This is a genomic window from Saccharothrix sp. ALI-22-I, from assembly GCF_001984175.1.
GTDB lineage: Bacteria > Actinomycetota > Actinomycetes > Mycobacteriales > Pseudonocardiaceae > Actinosynnema.
On record NZ_MTQP01000042.1, the window covers coordinates 1 to 17,239 of the forward strand.

At 70.5% G+C, this 17,239-nt stretch carries 17 protein-coding genes and 2 pseudogenes; 10 read left to right on the plus strand and 9 right to left on the minus strand.

Annotation, left to right across the window (positions count from 1 at the left end):
* The 4 genes and pseudogenes from ALI22I_RS50465 to ALI22I_RS54490 all read left to right on the plus strand — a co-directional run.
* Positions 1 to 409: pseudogene (locus ALI22I_RS50465) on the plus strand (hypothetical protein); the annotation flags it as partial.
* A 90-nt stretch (positions 410 to 499) separates the two neighbouring features.
* A complete protein-coding gene (locus ALI22I_RS06010) occupies positions 500 to 2,308 on the plus strand; it encodes a dynamin family protein (protein ID WP_077004524.1) in 1,809 nt (602 codons plus the stop codon).
* Positions 2,305 to 3,798, plus strand: a complete 1,494-nt coding sequence (locus ALI22I_RS06015) for a dynamin family protein (RefSeq protein WP_077004525.1) — start codon at positions 2,305 to 2,307, stop codon at positions 3,796 to 3,798. Before ALI22I_RS06010 ends, ALI22I_RS06015 begins: the two co-directional genes overlap by 4 nt.
* Complete coding sequence (locus tag ALI22I_RS54490; protein WP_083751467.1) at positions 3,779 to 6,208, plus strand: Hsp70 family protein; 2,430 nt, start codon at positions 3,779 to 3,781, stop codon at positions 6,206 to 6,208. Before ALI22I_RS06015 ends, ALI22I_RS54490 begins: the two co-directional genes overlap by 20 nt.
* A gap of 115 nt (positions 6,209 to 6,323) precedes the next feature.
* Here the strand turns inward: ALI22I_RS54490 and ALI22I_RS06025 are convergent, their stop codons facing one another.
* The 5 genes and pseudogenes from ALI22I_RS06025 to ALI22I_RS06045 all read right to left on the minus strand — a co-directional run bounded on the left by ALI22I_RS06025 (position 6,324) and on the right by ALI22I_RS06045 (position 8,966).
* The gene (locus ALI22I_RS06025) at positions 6,324 to 6,893 is read right to left on the minus strand and encodes a hypothetical protein (RefSeq protein ID WP_143531997.1); all 570 of its coding nucleotides are present in this window, start codon (positions 6,891 to 6,893) and stop codon (positions 6,324 to 6,326) included.
* Positions 6,894 to 6,898: 5 nt separating this feature from the next.
* Positions 6,899 to 7,117 (minus strand): annotated as a pseudogene (locus tag ALI22I_RS53165) (acyl-CoA dehydrogenase family protein); the annotation flags it as partial.
* Between the two features lie 48 nt (positions 7,118 to 7,165).
* Positions 7,166 to 7,549: a substrate-binding domain-containing protein gene (locus ALI22I_RS06035; RefSeq protein ID WP_179118117.1), complete on the minus strand. Its 384-nt coding sequence runs from the start codon at positions 7,547 to 7,549 to the stop codon at positions 7,166 to 7,168.
* Positions 7,550 to 7,614: 65 nt separating this feature from the next.
* Positions 7,615 to 8,271: a class I SAM-dependent methyltransferase gene (locus ALI22I_RS06040; RefSeq protein ID WP_077004587.1), complete on the minus strand. Its 657-nt coding sequence runs from the start codon at positions 8,269 to 8,271 to the stop codon at positions 7,615 to 7,617.
* Between the two features lie 71 nt (positions 8,272 to 8,342).
* Positions 8,343 to 8,966, minus strand: coding sequence for a zinc-binding dehydrogenase (locus tag ALI22I_RS06045; protein WP_077004528.1), 624 nt, complete (start codon positions 8,964 to 8,966; stop codon positions 8,343 to 8,345).
* A 266-nt stretch (positions 8,967 to 9,232) separates the two neighbouring features.
* On the opposite strand from ALI22I_RS06045, the gene ALI22I_RS53170 reads away from it, so the two are divergent.
* Both ALI22I_RS53170 and ALI22I_RS06055 read left to right on the plus strand, forming a co-directional pair.
* A complete protein-coding gene (locus tag ALI22I_RS53170) occupies positions 9,233 to 9,487 on the plus strand; it encodes a TetR/AcrR family transcriptional regulator (RefSeq protein ID WP_238598152.1) in 255 nt (84 codons plus the stop codon).
* Positions 9,427 to 10,002 (plus strand): TetR-like C-terminal domain-containing protein, encoded by a 576-nt coding sequence (locus ALI22I_RS06055; protein WP_238598144.1) that lies wholly within the window; start codon positions 9,427 to 9,429, stop codon positions 10,000 to 10,002. Before ALI22I_RS53170 ends, ALI22I_RS06055 begins: the two co-directional genes overlap by 61 nt.
* Positions 10,003 to 10,258: 256 nt before the next feature.
* On the opposite strand, the gene ALI22I_RS06060 is transcribed toward ALI22I_RS06055, so the two are convergent.
* Together ALI22I_RS06060 and ALI22I_RS06065 are read right to left on the minus strand one after the other, a co-directional pair.
* Entirely contained in the window at positions 10,259 to 11,800 is a 1,542-nt protein-coding gene (locus ALI22I_RS06060) for an acyl-CoA carboxylase subunit beta (protein ID WP_077004531.1), read from the minus strand.
* 127 nt (positions 11,801 to 11,927) lie between these two features.
* Complete coding sequence (locus tag ALI22I_RS06065) at positions 11,928 to 12,437, minus strand: NAD-dependent epimerase/dehydratase family protein (RefSeq protein ID WP_143531998.1); 510 nt, start codon at positions 12,435 to 12,437, stop codon at positions 11,928 to 11,930.
* 288 nt (positions 12,438 to 12,725) lie between these two features.
* On the opposite strand from ALI22I_RS06065, the gene ALI22I_RS06070 reads away from it, so the two are divergent.
* Positions 12,726 to 13,712, plus strand: coding sequence for a hypothetical protein (locus ALI22I_RS06070; RefSeq protein WP_077004588.1), 987 nt, complete (start codon positions 12,726 to 12,728; stop codon positions 13,710 to 13,712).
* A 601-nt stretch (positions 13,713 to 14,313) separates the two neighbouring features.
* Here the strand turns inward: ALI22I_RS06070 and ALI22I_RS06080 are convergent.
* Complete coding sequence (locus tag ALI22I_RS06080; protein WP_077004589.1) at positions 14,314 to 15,219, minus strand: hypothetical protein; 906 nt, start codon at positions 15,217 to 15,219, stop codon at positions 14,314 to 14,316.
* Positions 15,220 to 15,420: 201 nt separating this feature from the next.
* Between ALI22I_RS06080 and ALI22I_RS06085 the strand changes: the two genes are divergently transcribed.
* Together ALI22I_RS06085 and ALI22I_RS47415 are read left to right on the plus strand one after the other, a co-directional pair.
* Positions 15,421 to 15,987 (plus strand): PadR family transcriptional regulator, encoded by a 567-nt coding sequence (locus ALI22I_RS06085; protein WP_077004534.1) that lies wholly within the window; start codon positions 15,421 to 15,423, stop codon positions 15,985 to 15,987.
* 62 nt (positions 15,988 to 16,049) lie between these two features.
* Positions 16,050 to 16,403, plus strand: a complete 354-nt coding sequence (locus ALI22I_RS47415) for a hypothetical protein (RefSeq protein ID WP_143531999.1) — start codon at positions 16,050 to 16,052, stop codon at positions 16,401 to 16,403.
* Between the two features lie 69 nt (positions 16,404 to 16,472).
* Here ALI22I_RS47415 and ALI22I_RS06095 read toward each other — a convergent pair whose 3' ends face one another.
* Positions 16,473 to 16,739 carry a TetR family transcriptional regulator gene (locus ALI22I_RS06095; RefSeq protein ID WP_077004535.1) on the minus strand — a complete coding sequence of 89 codons (267 nt, stop codon included), beginning with the start codon at positions 16,737 to 16,739 and terminating at the stop codon, positions 16,473 to 16,475.
* 112 nt (positions 16,740 to 16,851) lie between these two features.
* On the opposite strand from ALI22I_RS06095, the gene ALI22I_RS06100 reads away from it, so the two are divergent.
* Positions 16,852 to 17,199 carry a hypothetical protein gene (locus ALI22I_RS06100; RefSeq protein ID WP_077004536.1) on the plus strand — a complete coding sequence of 116 codons (348 nt, stop codon included), beginning with the start codon at positions 16,852 to 16,854 and terminating at the stop codon, positions 17,197 to 17,199.
* Positions 17,200 to 17,239 lie beyond the last annotated feature (40 nt).

Genomic DNA, 17,239 nt, shown 5'->3' on the forward strand with positions numbered 1-17,239 from the left:
CAACGCCGGCGGCGACGTCGAGAACGCGGTGGTCGGCGACGGCAACAAGACCACGCAGAACAGCGGTGACAACTCGGCGGTCGGCGGGTTCGGCTCGGGGGACACCACCAACGTCTCGGGCAACACCCAGGGCGACGGCTCGGCGATCGCGGTCGGCGGCAGCAACGCCAGCGGTAGCAACTTCGAGGACAACGACACCACGTTCGAGGACAACGACACGACCTTCGAGGACAACAGCACCAACACCGACTACTACACCCCCGTCGTGGAGGACCCCCACGACGTCGTGGTGACCGACATGACCGACTACAGCCCCGCCTACGTGGACACCGTCGACCACAGCACCACCTTGGAGGACAACGGCACGACTGTCAGCGGCGGCAGCGACACCCCCATCGGCACCCAGTAGTCGCGAGTAGCGGGGCGGGCCGATCGGTCTGGACCGATCGGCCCGCCCGCCGCATGCCTCCCCGCCCGCACTGTCCACACAGGAGCGATCATGACCAAGGCAGGAACCGCCCCCGCTGCGGCCCGCGCGGTGGACGTCGTCAACGTGGGGCTGCGTGCGTGCGCGGCCTTCGACCGGCCGGACCTCGCAGCCCGGCTCACCGAGACCAAACGCCGGCTCGCCGACCCGGTCATCCACGTCGTCGTCGCCGGCGAGTTCAAGCAGGGCAAGAGCTCCCTGGTCAACGCGCTGGTCGGGGCGCAGGTCTGCCCGGTCGACGATGACGCGGCCACGGCGGTGCCGACCTTCGTCCGGCACGGCGAGCAGCCCAGGGCCGAGCTGTGGCGTGGTGACAACGGGACGGGCGACCAGCGGGAGGCGATCGAGCTGGCCGACGTGCGGCGGCACGTCGTGGAGACCCCGATCGGCGACGGCGAGCCGAGGGTCGGCGGGGTCGAGATCCGCATCCCGCGGGCGCTGCTCGCCACCGGGCTGGTCCTGGTCGACACCCCGGGCATCGGTGGGCTCGGCTCCGCGCACGCCGCGGCGAGCCTGGCCGCGATCTCCCTCGCCGATGCCGTGCTGTTCGTGACCAGCGCCGCCCAGGAGCTGACGCGCAGCGAGATGGAGTTCCTGCGCCGCGCCCGCACGATGTGCCCGACGGTCGCGTGCGTGCTCACCAAGACCGACTTCTACCCGGCCTGGCGCCGCATCCGCGATCTCGACGCGGCGCACCTGGCCGCCGAGGGCGACATCCCGCTGCTGACGGTCTCCTCCGCCCTGCGTGCCCGCGCGGTCAAGAACAGCGACGCCGAGCTGAACGCGGAGTCCGGCTTCCCCGACCTGATCACGCTGGTTCGCGAGCAGGTCGGCGGCTCGGCCGAGCAGCGCCTCGCCACCGAGGCCGCCGCCGAGGTCGTCGCGCTGTGCGACCACCTGGAGACCTCGTTCACCGCCGAGCGGGCCGCGCTGGCCGACCCGGCCGCCGCGCAACGCGTGGTCGACGAGCTGACCGCGGCCAAGTCGCACGTCGAGCGGCTGACGACGGCCGCCGCCAAGTGGAGCCAGACGCTCAGCGACGGGATCGGCGACCTCACCTCCGACATCGACTTCGACCTCAGGACCCGGATCAAGGAGGTCACCGCGGAGGCCGACCAGGCCATCGAGGCCGGTGACCCCGCGGACACCTGGGCCGAGCTCGGCCCCTGGCTGCAGGCCAGGACCGCCGAGGCGCTGCTGTCCAACTACGAACTGCTGCGCGAGCGGGCCACCGAGCTGTCCGAAAAGGTCGGCGAGCACTTCCGGGAGGCCACCGGAGCGCTGCTCACCCAGCCGACCGTGCACGACCCGACGCCGCTCGCCGCCGCCGAGGTCGGCGAGGACCTGGACCTGAAGAAGATGCGTGCGGTCAAGCAGGCCGTGGTGGCACTGAAGAGCGCCTACGGCGGCGCGATGATGTTCACCCTGGTCGGCAGCATGGTGGGGGTCGCCCTGGGCCCGATCGGCCTCGGCATCGGCCTGGTGCTCGGACACCGCGGGCTGCGCGAGGAGAAGAAGCGGCAGGTCCAGAAGCGCCGCACCGAGGCCAGGAACGCGGTGCGCCGGTACGGTGACAAGATCACCTTCGTCGCGGGCAAGGACTCCCGCGACACCCTGCGCCGCGTGCAGCGCGAGCTGCGGGACCACTACACCGCGCTCGCCGAGGAGCTGAACCGCTCCAACGCGCGTGCGCTCACCGCGGCGGGCGAGGCCGCCCAGCGCACCAAGGCCGACCGGGAGAAGCGGCTCAAGAACGTGGACGCCGAGCTGGCCAGGATCTCCCAGCTCCGGCAACGGGCCGAGGCGGTGGCCGGCTCATGAGTCCCGCGAGGCTCATCGACCGGACCAGATCGGTGCTCGACCACGCGATCGAGGTCTACCGGTACACGCCGCACGGCACCCGGCTCGCCGCCACCCGCGACCGGCTGGACCAGCCGCTGCGGGTGGCTGTGGCCGGTCGGGTCAAGGCCGGCAAGTCCACCCTGCTCAACGCGCTGGTGGGGGAGCGACTCGCGCCGACGGACGCCGGCGAGTGCACCCGCATCGTCACCTGGTACCAGGACGGGCACACCTACCGGGTACGGGCCAGGGTCGGCAGGGAGGAGCGACAGCTGCGGTTCGACCGGGAGGACGGCCAGCTCAACATCAACCTCGACGGGCTGCGCGCCGAGGACGTCGACGAGCTCCGGGTCACGTGGCCTGCGCAGGCGCTGCGTTCGGTCACGCTGGTGGACACGCCGGGGATCGGGTCGCTGTCGGAGTCGGCGGCGCGACGGACCTGGGACCTGCTGGTACCGGACGAGGAGGAGACCCCGGCCGACGCGGTGCTGTACCTGATGCGCCACCTGCACGTCGGCGATGTCGAGTTCCTCCGCGCGTTCCACGACTCGGAGGTGTCCCAGCCGAGCCCGGTGAACGCGATCGGTGTGCTGTCGCGGGCCGACGAGATCGCCGTCGGCCGGCTGGACTCGATGGCGTCCGCCCGCCGGGTGGCGACCCGGCTCGGCGAGGACCCCGACGTGCGGCGGCTGGTGCAGTCCGTCGTCCCGGTGGCCGGGCTGCTCGCCGAGACGGCGGTGACGCTGACCGAGGAGGAGGTCGGCCAGTTGCGCCGGATCGCCGACCTGCCGCCCCGCGACGCCGAGGAACTGCTGCTGTCGGCCGACCGGTTCGTGGGGACCCGGCCCGAGCTGGGCTTGACCGAGCCGGAGCGGGCGTCGCTGCTGGCCCGGTTCGGCGTGTTCGGCGTGCGGCTGGCGAGCACCGTGCTGCGCCGCAAGGTCGCCGGCACGGCCACCGACCTCGCGCGCGAACTGGCCGAGCGCAGCGGCCTCAACCAGTTGCAGGACCTGCTGTCGTCGTTGTTCTTCGAACGCCGGGACGTGCTGAAGTGCCGCTCGGCGCTGCTGGCTGTCGCGGACGTGGTCCGCGACTTCGCCGGGCCGGGCAGCGAGGCACTGGCCGGCGAGGTCGAGGCGGTCGTGTCCTCGGCCCACCCGTTCAACGAGCTGCGCGTGCTGTCCGGGCTGCGGGCCGGATGGGTGTCCGGCAAGGCCGAGGTGGTCGCGGAGCTGGAGCGGTTGATCGGCGGCGCGGGCGGCGCGACCCACCAGAGGCTGCGGCTGCCCCCGGACGCCGACCGCGGCGAGCTCACCACCGCCGCGGCGGACGCGCTGTCCCGTTGGCAGCGCCGCGCGGAGAACCCACTCACCAGCTACGAGCTGGCGGTCGCCGCCCAGGTGGCCGTCCGGTCGTGCGAAGGCATGTTGGCCGACCTTACGGAGCACCGCGATGTACGCACTCGGCATTGACCTCGGCACCACCTACACCGCCGCGGCGACGTGGCGCGAGGGCCGGGCGCAGATCATCTCGCTGGGCGCGCGCGCGGCCGCGATCCCGTCAGTCGTGCTGCTGCGCGAGGACGAGACGTTCCTGACCGGTGAGGCGGCCAACCGGCGCGGCCTCACCGAACCGAACCGGGTGGCGCGCGAGTTCAAGCGCCGCATCGGTGACACCACGCCGATCATGCTCGGCGGCACCCCGTACTCGGCGGAAGCGCTGACCTCCCAGCTGCTGCGCGCGGTGGTGTCCGAAGTGGGCACCCGGGAGGGCGCGCCGCCATCGTCGGTGTGCGTGTCGCACCCCGCGAACTGGGGGCCGTACAAGATCGACCTGCTGCGGCAGGCGGTGCGGATGGCCGACCTGCCGTCGGTGTCGTTCGTGACGGAGCCCGAGGCGGCGGCGGTGAACTACGCGCAGGAGCAGCGGCTCGGCGTGGGTGCCGTGGTGGCGGTGTACGACCTCGGCGGCGGGACGTTCGACGCGGCCGTGCTGCGGCGGACCACCGGTGGGTTCACGATCCTCGGCCACCCCGAGGGGATCGAGCGGCTCGGCGGGATCGACTTCGACGCCGCGGTGTTCAACCACGTGCGCACGACGTTGGGGTCCAAATTGGACGATCTGGACGAGGACGACCCCGCGGCGCTCACGGCGGTGGCGCGGCTGCGGGAGGAGTGCGTACAGGCGAAGGAGGCCCTGTCCGCCGACACCGACACGGCCATTCCGGTGCTGCTCCCGTCGGTGACCACGGAGGTCCGGCTGACCCGGGGCGAGTTGGAGGCCATGGTGCGTCCCGCCCTGCACGGGTCCATCGAGGCGCTGCGGCGGGCCGTCCTGTCGGCCGGGTTGACGCCGGAGCAGTTGCACTCGGTGCTGCTGGTGGGTGGGTCGTCGCGGATGCCGATCGTGGGACAACTGGTCAGCGCCGAACTGGGGCGGCCGGTCGCGGTGGACACGCATCCGAAGCACGCGGTCGCGCTCGGTGCGGCGCGGCTGGCCGGTGGGGGATTCGGGGCGCCGGCCGGCCGGGCCGACGGACGTGGTGCCGGGCCGGTTGAGCGCGGTACCGCCGCGGCGGCCGGCCTGGGCGCGGCTGGGCTGGGCGCGGCTGCGCTGGGTGCCGGAGGTGGGGCAGGCGGTGGCGCGGCAGCCGGACCGGGCGGGATGAGTGGCGGAGCCGGCGGTGCGGCCGGACCGGCCGGCCGGCTCGGCGGTGCGGCCGCTGGGCAAGGTGGCGGAGCCGGCGGTGGGGCCGGGCTCGGCGCCGGTTCGGACGCGGTCGGTTTGGCCGCCGGACCGGCCGGGACGGGCAACGGAGCCGGCGGTGCGCCTGCCGAACCGGGTATCCCCGGCGGGAGTGCCGCGGCGAGGGCCGGCGGACCGGGTGGCGGGCAGGCCGGTGGCCCTGACGTCGCCCGGGCCGGCCACGGCGGCCCGGCTGGGTCCAGTGCCGCGACGAGCGCCGGGCGTGAGCTTCCGGGCGACCGGTCCCAGGCCGGGATCACCGCGCCCTTGGAGTCTCGGGGTGGGGTTGCCGGGGCCTCGCGGCCGGGGGAGAAGGTCGGGCCGCCACCACTGCCGCGGTCGGCGGGCCGGCGCCGGCGCGCGCCCGTGCTGGCAGCCGGGGGCGTGGTGCTCCTGTTGTTGGCCGGTGTGGGGATCGGGCTCGCCGCGCTCCGTGGGGACGACAAGAACCCGGGCTCGGCCGGTTCGGCGGCGTCGAGCAGCTCCGCCTCGTCGCTGCCGGTCGACGAGCAGTGCACCGAGGCGATCATGAGCAACCCGCGGTGGGTGTGCCTCACCTCCGCGATCATCGCCGACGGCAAGATCACCATCGACTACCGCGGGGACGGTTCCCCGATGAACATCGACGGCGACTACCACCTGCACGTCTACGGTGGTGACGGCACCAACCCGCCCGCCGACGTGATGGGCATGCAGGCGCCGGAAGCCGAGCGGGGCAACTGGTACGTCGAGGACCACCGCCCCGCGGTGCTCGACGTCACCGATGAGCGCTTCGTCACGGCGATCGGCGACGCCCCCAAGGTGTGCGCGCGCATCGCGGACGCCAAGCACCACCTGGTCCCCGACACGAGCGACACCTTCGTGACCGGCAACTGCGTGCCGATCACCCGCACGGAGTCCACTGTGGTTACCACGGATCCGCCGGCGCAGGACAACCCGCAGCCCAACCCACAGCCCAACCCCCAACCCAACCCGCAGCCAAACCCACAGCCCACCAAGAAGACGACGACCACCACCACTACCAAGCCGAGCCCTGGGCCGTCTCCTGGGCCGACCCCCGGGCCGACTCCCGGGCCGACCTCCGCGCCGGAGGAGGAAAGAGGGGAGATCGCTCCGGCTGGGGACACCACGCCCTGAACCCAGAACGGCCCGGCCGCACATGACGTGCGGCCGGGCCGTCCTGTGCGTGGTGCCTGATCGCTGCCCGATGTCGGAACCACCCGCGCGGACCGTCGACCGGCCCCGCGCCGGGTCAGTCCACGGAATCCTCGTTCGGCTCGTCGTTCGGCTCGTCGTCCGGCTCGTCGTCCGCGACGACGTCCTGGTCGGCCACGGCGGCCACGGCGGAGTCGGCGGGGTCGGGCAGGACCTGTTCGTCGGCGTCCGGCCAGCCGGTGGGCGCCGCGTCCACCGCCGGCTCCTCGTCCAGCGCCGCGGTGAGGTCGATCGCGTCGGCGGCGCCCGCGCCGAAGTCCAGGCTCGGCCCGGCGTCCAGACCGGCGTCGTCCCCGGTCCTCGGCGCAGGGGCGCCGTCCAGCGTGTCGGGGTCTTCGGGGAGCCCCGCCAATGCCGAGGTGAGCAGGTCGAACCAGCCTGCGCCGTCCCCCTGACCCGAGGTGTGCGCGGTCACGAACGGTGCCAACTGCTCGGCCACCTCCGGTGGTGCCGTGTCCGCGAAGCTGACCACTGCCTCCGCCACCAGCTCCGCCGGCAGATCGGGGTGGCCGTGCTCGGCGAGGTAAGCCTTTGGCCCGCCGGAACGCGCGCCGGCGTCGCCGACCAGGTCGGCGAGCAGTTCGCGAAGGGAACGCACGGAAGCCATGTCCGTCACTGTAGGGAACCCGCCTCCGGTCGGCCTCGGGGAAACCCCCCACCGAACCCCGCAACAGGGTGCGGCTGACGGCGACGTCGATGAACTGGATGCCCGGGCAGATCCTTGTCCACCAGGAACATGGTCGGAGCGCCGTGTGGCTGGACGATCGCCAACAGGACGAAGTAGTCGGCGATGTCCCCCAGGGTCATGAACCACTTCTCCCCGTTGATCCGGTAGTCGGTCTTCGTGGGTTCGGTCTGTTCAGGTGGTTCCGCCCGCGATCAGCTGGAAGTGCACCTCGGTGCGGGTTCCTCGACGTCCGATTTGTCCAGGTGGCGGAGGATTGCTTGGACGTTTTCCGCGGTGACCGGGGAGGTGTCGTACTCCATCGTCGTGAGCGGTGGGGTGGTGAGGCGGGACAAGGGGGTGCGGTCCATGCCGATCAGTGCCAGGTCGTGCGGCACCCGCCATTGCCGCAGCGATGCCGCGTGAAGCAGGGCGGTCGCCACGTCGTCGTTGTAACAGCCGACGGCGAAACCCGGTTCGCCGAGCTGGTCCGGGCGGCCGTCGCGTCCTCGGCGTTGATCCCGAGCGCGAGGATCCGGGGTTCGTCGACCCGTGGGCGCGGCATAGTGCTGGCCGGGCACGGCGATCAGTACCGCCATGAGGACCATCACCAGCCTCGTCGAAGCTTGAGAGGACCGTCTCCGATGACGGCCCAGCGGGGCGCTCAGTGCTCCTGTGCCTTGCGAACCAGCAGGTGGGCCTGTTGGAACCGCTCGCCCTCGTGAGGCTCGCGCAGCAAGCGGGCGACCTCGACGAACCCGGCCTGGCGCAACAGTTCCGCGAGACTGCCGGGCGACCAGCGATAGGCGAGCGTGACCTTGTGGTCGAATTCCTGCGGCAGCGGATCGTCACCAGCGAAGAATCCGAGCAGCAGGTGGCCGCCCGGCGCCAGCACTCTCCGGAACTCGGTGAACACGACCGGCAGTTGCCGCGGTTGTGTGTGGATGATGGAGTAGGAAGCCAGAATGCCGCCGAGAACTCCGTCGGCGAGGTCCAGAGCGGTCATCGACCCCTCCTCGAACCGCAGGTCCGGATGCGCTCGACGGGCCAGGGCGACCATCGCGGAGGACAGGTCGATGCCGAAGGTGGTCAGCCCGAGCCCGTGCAAATGTGCCGTCACGTGGCCGGGGCCGCATCCGATGTCGGCAACCGGCCCGGCGTCGTGGGCCTGCACGATTTCGGCGAACGCGGCCAGCAGCGCACGTTCCACCGGTAAGGGCTCAAGCACATTGCTGAAAAGCTCGGCGTAGAGGGACGCAACGGCGTCGTAGGCAGCTCTGGTGCCGTGCAAGGCGGACGGTTCGATCACGGCGGAAACCATACCGTTGTCGGTGCTCCATGACCTGGCGCTGCACTGGTTGGGCTGGTCCATCAGTCGCTGCTTCTCTGAACTCAATTCCAGGCCACGTCGGCGAAGAGGTTCTCGCTCGCCGCCTTCATCACCGCTCGTCCGACCGCGGTGCTTCCGGTGAAGACGAGGTGGTCGAAGGGCAAGGAGGAGAACGCGGAACCGTCGCCGCTGACGATCGTGACCTGCTCTTGCGGGAAGATCTCGCTCAGCTTGCGGAGCTGCGCGCCGTTGGCCCGCATGAAGAAGAAGGAGTAGCGCACCCCGAGCTTTTCGCCTTCCTGCGGACCTTGCTGCTCAACATCGCCATGACCGGCCGCAGGATCGGCTTGCCCATCTGCTGGGCGAACGCGGCGTCGGGCGGGCCGACTACGCTGATGGCCAGGCCGCCGGGGCTTGAGGACGGTCAGCGACTTCTCGAGGTTGGTGCCGCCGAGGGAGTCGAGTACGAAGTCGTAGCCGGAGAGCACGTCGGCGAAGTCGGTCGTGGTGAAGTCGATGACCTCGTCGGCGCCGAGTCCGCATCTTTGGTGTGCGCCGTCGTTGCGACGTAGGCACCCAGGTGCTTGGCGAGCTGGACCACCGTCGAGCCCAGGCCGCCGGCAGCGGCGTGGACGAGCACTTTCTGGCCGGGCTTGGCCTTCGCCATGTCGACGAGCGTCTGCCACGCGGCGGGGGCGACCAGAGGAAGCACGTACAGGAAAGCGCTTGCCTCGGGCTAGAGGCCGACCTTGATCGTGTCAATCCGTGGCGACTCATTCACAAGCAGCCTCGGAGGTCGGTGGGCAGGTTCCCCTTGACGGGTAGTTCGTCAGCGGACGTCGGCCGGCCGATCGCGGTGGACGCGAGTGATGTGACCGGTGTGGGTTCCCTGGTCCTGGTCGACACGATGGTGCCTCCGGCCGGTGCTGAACCGCGAAAGCACAACGGTATTATGGATAATGTAACGGTGTTATGTAACCTTGTCGAGGTGAGCCCACGCCGTTCGGATCCGAGAGCACGCACCGCACTCATCGACATCGCCGCTCGACTGTTGGCCGCTGAAGGGCCACAAGCGCTGTCGACGAGGCGGATCGCCGCCGACGCCGGGAGTTCGACGATGGCGGTCTACACCCACACTTCGGCGGGATGTCCGGACTCGTGCGGGAGATGGTGCACGAGGGCTTCTTCCGGCTCCAGCGCTACCTGACCGCGGTCCGGGAGACCACCGACCCGGTGTCGGACATGGCGCTGCTCGGTCGGGCGTACCGGATCAACGCGCTGGAGAACTCCCACCTGTACGGGGTGATGTTCGGCGGCGCGTCGCTCGCGGGGTTCTCCATCACGGAGGACGGCCGCCAACACGGTCGGTACACGCTGTCGAACGTCGTCGCCTGCGCGGCCAGGTGCGTCGACGCCGGCCGGTTCGGCACCGCCGACGCCGAACTGGTCGCCCACCAGATGTGGATCGCCACGCACGGTCTGGTCACGCTCGAACTCGGCGACTACTTCACCGCGGCCCATGACGGCCCGCGCCTGTTCGAGTCGCAGCTCGTCGCGCTGATGGTCGGCGCGGGCGACGCGCCGGACGCGGCGGCGAGATCCGTGCGGTCGTCGGGACAGCGCGTCGAGAGGGAGCTCGGCGGCCTGGCCGGCGGCGAAGCCCCCGGTGCCCCGACGGAGACCAGTCCGGGAGCGTCGGCGGGGAGAACGGTTCCCATCTGAACGCGGGCAGCTCGCTCACGCCCACGCCATCCGAGGGGCGAACCCGTGAACCGCGAGGTTCCGCCCAGCCGGGCCGCGACCTCCGCCCGGATGTGCGCCAGTTGCGCGACCAGGTCTCGAACCGACCAACTCAGGACACGCGGGCGCCATCCTGGCCGCCACGTCGCTCTCGTGGTCCGCCGGCAGTTCGCCGATGGTGAGCCGGACGTGGCGGTACAGGTCGTGACCGGGGCTCATGGCATCGGCCCCCGGTCGGCTACAGCGGTACGTTGCCGTGCTTGCGCGAGGGCGACGCCCGCCGCTTCGTTGCCATCATCCGCAGCCCGCGGGCGACGGCGGCCCTGGTCTGGACGGGGTCGATCACGTCGTCGACCAGTCCGCGTTCCGCGGCGTAGCGAGGGTGCATGAGTTGTTCGGTGTACTCGGCGATGAGTTCGGCCCGCAGTGCGGCCGGGGCCGCCGCGGCGGCCAGTTCCCTGCGGAACAGGACGTTCACCGCGCCCTCCGCACCCATGACCGCGATCTCGTTGGTGGGCCAGGCCAGGGAGAGGTCGGTCCCGATGGAACGCGAGTCCATCACGATGTAGGCGCCGCCGTAGGCCTTGCGGATGATCACCTGGATGCGCGGCACAGTCGCCTCGCAGTACGCGTAGAGCAGTTTCGCCCCGTGTCGAATCGCGCCGCCGTGCTCCTGCTCGCTGCCCGGCAGGAACCCGGGAACGTCGACCAGGGTCACGAGCGGAATGCTGAACGCGTCGCAGAACCGCACGAAGCGGGCGGCCTTCTGCGCCGCCGCGGAGTCCAGCACGCCCGCGAAAGCCATCGGCTGGTTGCCGACCACGCCGACCACCTGGCCGTCGATCCTGGCAAGCGCGCAGATGATGTTGCGCGCCCAGTTCTCGTGCACTTCGAGGAATTCCTCGTCGTCGACGAGCTCGCCGACGACCGCGCGCATGTCGTAGGGCTTGTTCGGCTCGGTGGGTACGATCTCGGCCAGCTTGGGCCGCACGTCGGTCGTCGCGCCAACGGGCTCGCTCCCCGGCGGTCCGTCCAGGTTGTTGCTCGGCAGCAAGGAGACGAGGAAGCGCACGTCCTCCAAGCAGGACTCCTCGTCGTCGCGGACGAACGTCGCCACCCCCGAACGGCTGCCGTGGACCTCGGCGCCACCGAGCTCGTCGTGCGTCACCCTCTCGCCGTTGACCGCTTCGACCACGTCCGGACCGGTCAGGTACATCTTGGCCGTGTCGCGCACCATGAACGTGAAATCGGTGAGCGCGGGGGAGTACGCCGCCCCGCCCGCGCACGGGCCGATCACGACGCTGATCTGCGGCACGACCCCCGACGCCTCGACGTTGCGCCGGAAGATCCCCCCGTAGCCGTCGAGCGCCATGACGCCCTCCTGGATCCGAGCGCCGCCGCTGTCGTTGAGCCCGATGATCGGGCACCCCGTCGCGATCGCCATGTCCATCACCTTGTGGATCTTCGACGCGTGCGCCGTGCCGAGGGAGCCGCCGAAGACCGAGAAGTCCTGCGAGTAGACGAAGACCCGACGGCCGTGGATCGTGCCGGAGCCCGCCACGACGCCGTCGGAGTACGGCCGGTTCTCCGAGATCTTCATGCCCCTGGCCTGGTGCTGCCGGTACAGGTCGATCTCGACGAAGGAGTCCTCGTCCAGCAGCATGTCCAGCCGCTCGCGCGCGGTGTTCTTGCCGAGCGCGTGCTGCCGTTCGACCCCGGCGGGGTCTCCGGCGAGCACGCGCTCCCGCAACTCGCCCAGCCGTTCCCGAACCGACGCCATCGTCTGCGGGACGGACCTCTTCGGCGCCGCAGGGGGGTGAGGGCGTCGCGGCACCGGCTCGGGCACGAAGTCGAGCGACTCCCCGTCGTTCGAGGTGTTCGGCCGCCAGGTCCTGACATCCGACAGGTCAGTCATCCGAGTCTCCCAGGAGGTGCGCGTCGCCGAGGGAACCCGCTTGCCGCCTCGTCAGCCGCCCTGCGCGGTGTAGCCGGCGCATGGTGTCGGACATGGTCTCGGCCATCGGGCGAGGGAGGGGACCGAGCCGGCCCGTGTGCTCCGCAACGCGGGTGTCGCAGACGCAGGTGCAGGTCGCGCCGTACTCGGCCGGGATGTGCCACGGCCACACCCGCTGGGCCGGCAAGGCGAGCGCGCCGACCGGCGGCATCGCCGTGGCGGACAGCAGGACTGCGGGCAGCCGACGTCCGGTCACCGCCCGGAGCGTCCGGAGGTACCCGAAGGGCGCCACGTGGTGACCCGCCGCGGACCGGTGTCGTCTCCCGGCGTCGAGGTCCACACCCGGTGGTCGCAGGACTACGTCCACGGCCGACGTGTTCCTGGCGAGGCCGCGGACCCGGTGTCCCGCGGCCGAGAAAGCCGCGATGGAGCGGGAACCGACGAATCCGGTTCCACCGGTCACGCTCACCAGCATCCGACCACATCCCCGATCGCGTCGACCTCCTCCGCGGACGTCGGTTCCGGTCCAGCCTGAACCGACCCCTTCCCGGTGTCTTCTCCGAGAACGCCGTGTCCGCGACCAGCGGTTCCACGCCGTGGAACGGTCGTGATCGAAGCGCACGCCCGGAGAAGTACCGCGTGATCCCCTCGCGCATCCTGTGAAGGACGCGTGGTCGATCTCCTGCCGCAGGTGGGCCGGATCGTTGGCGTACAAGAGGTCCGGAACCGTCAGGCAAGCGAAGGGATCGCCATGCGCAAGGGGAGTACCACGAGTGCCTTGGGCACGTCCGGCGGGTCGGCGACGCCTCTGGCCACGTCCGCGTTCGTCAACGGCCACTTTCCCCGGCGCCGCGGACTGATCGTCGCGCTGAGCGCCCTCGCCGGCTTCCTGCTCACGGTGGTGTGGTCCGCCGAGTTCGTCGACCAGACGATCGGCGACAACGTCGCCAACACCCTGCTCGGGCACGACGCGAAGGAGACTCCGATCGTCGGCGCCTGGGCAGGCATCGTCTTCGCGTTCGTCTCGGGCGTCGCCGGGACGTTCACCGCCTGCAACATCGCCGCTTTCGGTTCCGTGGCGCCGATGTTGGGGGAGTCGGCGACTGGCGCCGACCGGGTCAAGCGCGTGCTGAAGCCGTTGTTGTGGCTCTCGGTCGGCATGCTCGCGGTGTCGGTGGTCTACGGCGCACTGGTGGGTCTGGTCGGGACCGGGATGCCGCAGTTCTCCACCGCGCCGAACGCGCCCGGGCAACTGTCTGCGCGAAGCGTGCAGTCGATGGTCGTGTTCGGGGTGATCGGACTGGCCATGTGCTACATCGGCCTGGCCGCCCTGGGACTCGTCCGCGATCCGTTCGCCCGTGTCGCCCGCCGGTTCCCCAACGCTCCGATGGTGGTCATGGGCGTGCTGATCGGGGCGTTCCTCATCGGACGCCCGTTCGCCCTGTTCCGGCAGATGTTCCGGGACGCAGCGGAGAGCGGGAACCCGTTGTACGGGGCCGTGGCGTTCAGCCTGCAGTCGATCGGCAACATCGTGATCCTCGCGGTGCTGTTCGCGGTCATGGCGCTGTTCCTCGGCGGTCGGCTGCAGCGCTGGTTGACCGAGAAGCCCTCGCGCACGGCCGCGCTGACCGCCGTCGCGCTGATCACCGTGGGCGTCTTCACCTTCCTGTACTGGGACGTGCGGCTGCTCGCCCGCCGTGACCTGATCCCGTGGTACCCCATCGCGCCTTGGGTGTGATCAGAAGCGAACCGGTCTTGCGTGCAGGTGATCTCAGCCAGGCGCCCTAACGAACCACCCAATCGAGTTATGAGACATCGCTTAGCTTCAATACCGGTGACTTAGGGTCGTTTGTGGTGCTTGTTGGCGGAGACGGCGCGGCAGGGCGGTGCGATCCGGACTGCTTCGCCGGGGTCGCGGGTGGGTTGCGGCCATGGTCGGTGCCCGGTGCGTTTGAGGAGACACCCGGCCTGGAGCACCTGCTCGCGCACGCGGTTCGTCGCGCGGACCGGAAGTCGTTGGTCGAGACTGGGGTCATGAGCGAACAGCCTGAGAACCCGCCGGAACCCCCGCCGCCGGAGCACGGGCACGTGCGCACTCAGGGCGAGACCGACGTCGACGACGCCGTCGGGGCGTCCGACGACCCGGACTGACGACGTCGTGTGACCTGTAGTGCGGCTGAGAACCCCGGCGATGCCCTGAACGGGTTGGTTCGCCTATCGCGTTCGGGTGAACGTGTGGTCGGGGTGCTGGGCGTGGCCAGAAATCTCCACCGAACAGCGCTTGTGGCGGCCACGGTGCTCGCCCGTGTTTCCCACACATTGGCCGCGGACCTGCCCGGTCACCGTTGTCGGTGATCTTCGCGGTGGCCGACGGTGGTGCGCGGAGTCAGGCGGCCCTTCTCCGGTTCCCGGGTGATGGCACCGGCCGAGGCTGCTGAGGTCAGGGCACCGATGGCGTCGGCTGGGCGGTAGATCGTCTCGAACAGCGCGTGTTGCTGCAGGTCGGCGACGGTACAGCTGCCCCGCCGTGCCAGCTCCGCCAGCAGCGCCCGGCGCAACGGCCCGAGGTGCGGGGTGAGCGAGATGTCGACCAGCGTGCGTTCGGCATCTCGCGGATCGCGGTAGCGGATCCCCGCGAACTCGTCGGCCGCCCACAGTTCGTCCTTGAAGGTCGCGAGGTGCCTGGTGTCCCCGGTGGCGAACACCAGCAGCTGTGCCCGGCCGTCGTCGGCGACCAATTCGACGGTGACCACGTACGCGAGCCCCACCGCGCCCAGTCGGCTGCGGTGATCCGTCGCCTGTTCCGCCGCAGGCACCGTGAGCAGCACCTCGTGCGCCTTGCCCCGGGCCAGTGAGGCGACCAGCCGCCACACGTCCGGCTCGGTGAGCGCGCTGTCCTCCACGACGTCCAGGTGTGCCAGCATCGGCCCGGCCACCGCGAGGTTCTCGGGATCTGCGACCGATCGCACCGACAGGCCGGCCGGCGGCTCACCCAACTCGCGCAACACCGCCGGATCGACGGCCGCGCCGACGATCACCACGTCCAGGTGATGTCTGTCCAGCCGGTCGGCGAACTCACCGAAGACCCGAAAGGCGTCCACCACGAAGTCGGGGTCGCCGGACTCGACGTACGTGGCACCGCGATGCGACCGCAGCGCGGCCGGAGTCCACACATCGAGATACCGCACCAGCACCTCGCGCTTCACCGCGAGGTGCGGATCACGGCGCCCGGCGTGCTCGGACATGCCTCCGGTTGTACCGCGACCACCCACCGCACGCCAGACGGAGCCGGTGGATCCCGGCATCACCGGGATTCGCAAGAACTCCTCGCCGGGCTGCACGTCGACGGTGTCCGACCACCACGGGCGGCGGCCTGCTCCGTCGAAACGAGTGGCTTGCCGACCGGTCATATCTCTGATAGATATATCTCTCAGAGAGGAGTGGGGATGGCGAGAGCGAGTCAGACCGAGGTCGCGGTGCTGGGTGGGTTGAGCGTCCAGCCGATGACGGGCTACGCGCTGCGCGAAGCGATCCGGGACGTGTTGGGGCATTTCTGGAGCGAGAGCTACGGTCAGATCTATCCCACCCTGGCCAACCTCGAACGGCAGGGGTTTGTGCACCGGCAGGGCGCGGCCCGGGCCGGTGCGTCCACGTTCGCGATCACGCCATCGGGGACCCTGCGCCTGGAAGAGTTGCTGGCGCAGCCGATTCAGGCCACACCACCGCGCAACGGACTGCTGCTGCGACTGTACTTCGGCCGGCATCTCGGTCCCGCCGCGTGCCGGACGCTGGTCCAGGCGGCGTTGGCCGAAGCGCAGGACGCGCTGAAGCGGTACGCGGAGATCCGCGCGGAGATCGAGGGCCAGGACGGCGAGGACCGTGACTACTGGCTGCTCACCGTCTCCGCGGGAGAACATTCCGCCCGTGCCACACAGGCATGGGCTCACGACGCACTGTCCACTCTTGCCGAACTCGACGACCCGGCGAGAACACGACCAGGGAGAACCTCATGACGATGGCTTTCACTCACCGGCTGAGACGGGCCGCTGCCGTTGCCGGCACAGGTTTCGTGGCGGTGTCTGCGTTTCAGGCACTGCTGGCTGCCGGAATCCCGTTGGGCCAAGCGGCATGGGGCGGCGCGGCGGCCGAGCTACCCGCCGCGCTGCGGATAGCCAGCGGGGTCGCCACCGTGTTCTGGCTGGTGGCCGCGGCGGTGGTGCTGCGGCGAGGCGGCTACCGCGTGCGGTGGGTGCCGGAGCGAGTCGCCAAGGTCGGCACGTGGGTGTTGGTCGGGCTGCTCACGGTAGGGATGCTGATGAACCTGGCTTCGCCAAGCCCGTGGGAACGTTACGGCTGGGCACCGGTGATCGCGGTACTGGCCGCGCTGTGCCTGGCCGTGGCACGCGGGCACCGCCGAGCCGCGCACTGACGTCCTCGTTCGCGGCGCTCTCGGGAGTGCTCGACTCAACCCGCTCCGAGCCCCCTCGTCACACCGTGATCATGCCCGATTTGCGGCAAATGCGGATGTTCGGTGTGTCGACTGGCAGGATCGCGTCGAAGTGCCCCGCGGGTGCATGTTGAGCAGGCGGGCGATGGCGGTGATGGTGACCGGGGACGTGCCCAGCGCCCGGGTGAGGAGCAGCCGCACCGCGTCGGCGATCGTCCGGCCGGGATACGTCTCGACAAGCTCCTCTTTGCTGGGAAAGTGCGCGTAGAGGGTCCGTTTCGACACCTCGGCGGTGGTCGACAGCTGGTCTCGCGCCACTGATGCGCGACAGCGCGACTCCGGTCATCGTCAACCTGGCCGTCATCGGCGCCGGTGCCAAGGCGATGAACTGGGACGACATGCAGTTCACGCCAAGCACCAGGGCGGCGAGGTGTGGGCGCAGACCCGTCGCGCCAACGAGCTGCTCGGCGTCGGGTTCGCCGCCCAGCACGGCCTCGGCCAGATCAAGTACGTGCTGTTCAACCCGGTCTACGTGCGGACCAGCTTTGCGGGCGAGTTCCCCGCGTCGGTGCGGTTCTTCATCACGCTGTTCGGCAAGCTGTTCGCCAAGCCGGCGGAAAGGGCATCCTGCCCATCGTCGACATCATCGAGCGCCCCCCGGCCGAGGAATTCTCGGTCTACAAGGCCGCCAAGAAGTTGGACCACAGCCCCGACCGGCGGCGACCGCGAGGACGCGGAGCGGATCTTCCGGGAAACCAAGCGGCTGCTCAACGGGTGACAAAGCGGTAGGCCGGTCGGAATCCGCTGCGCGGGTGCCC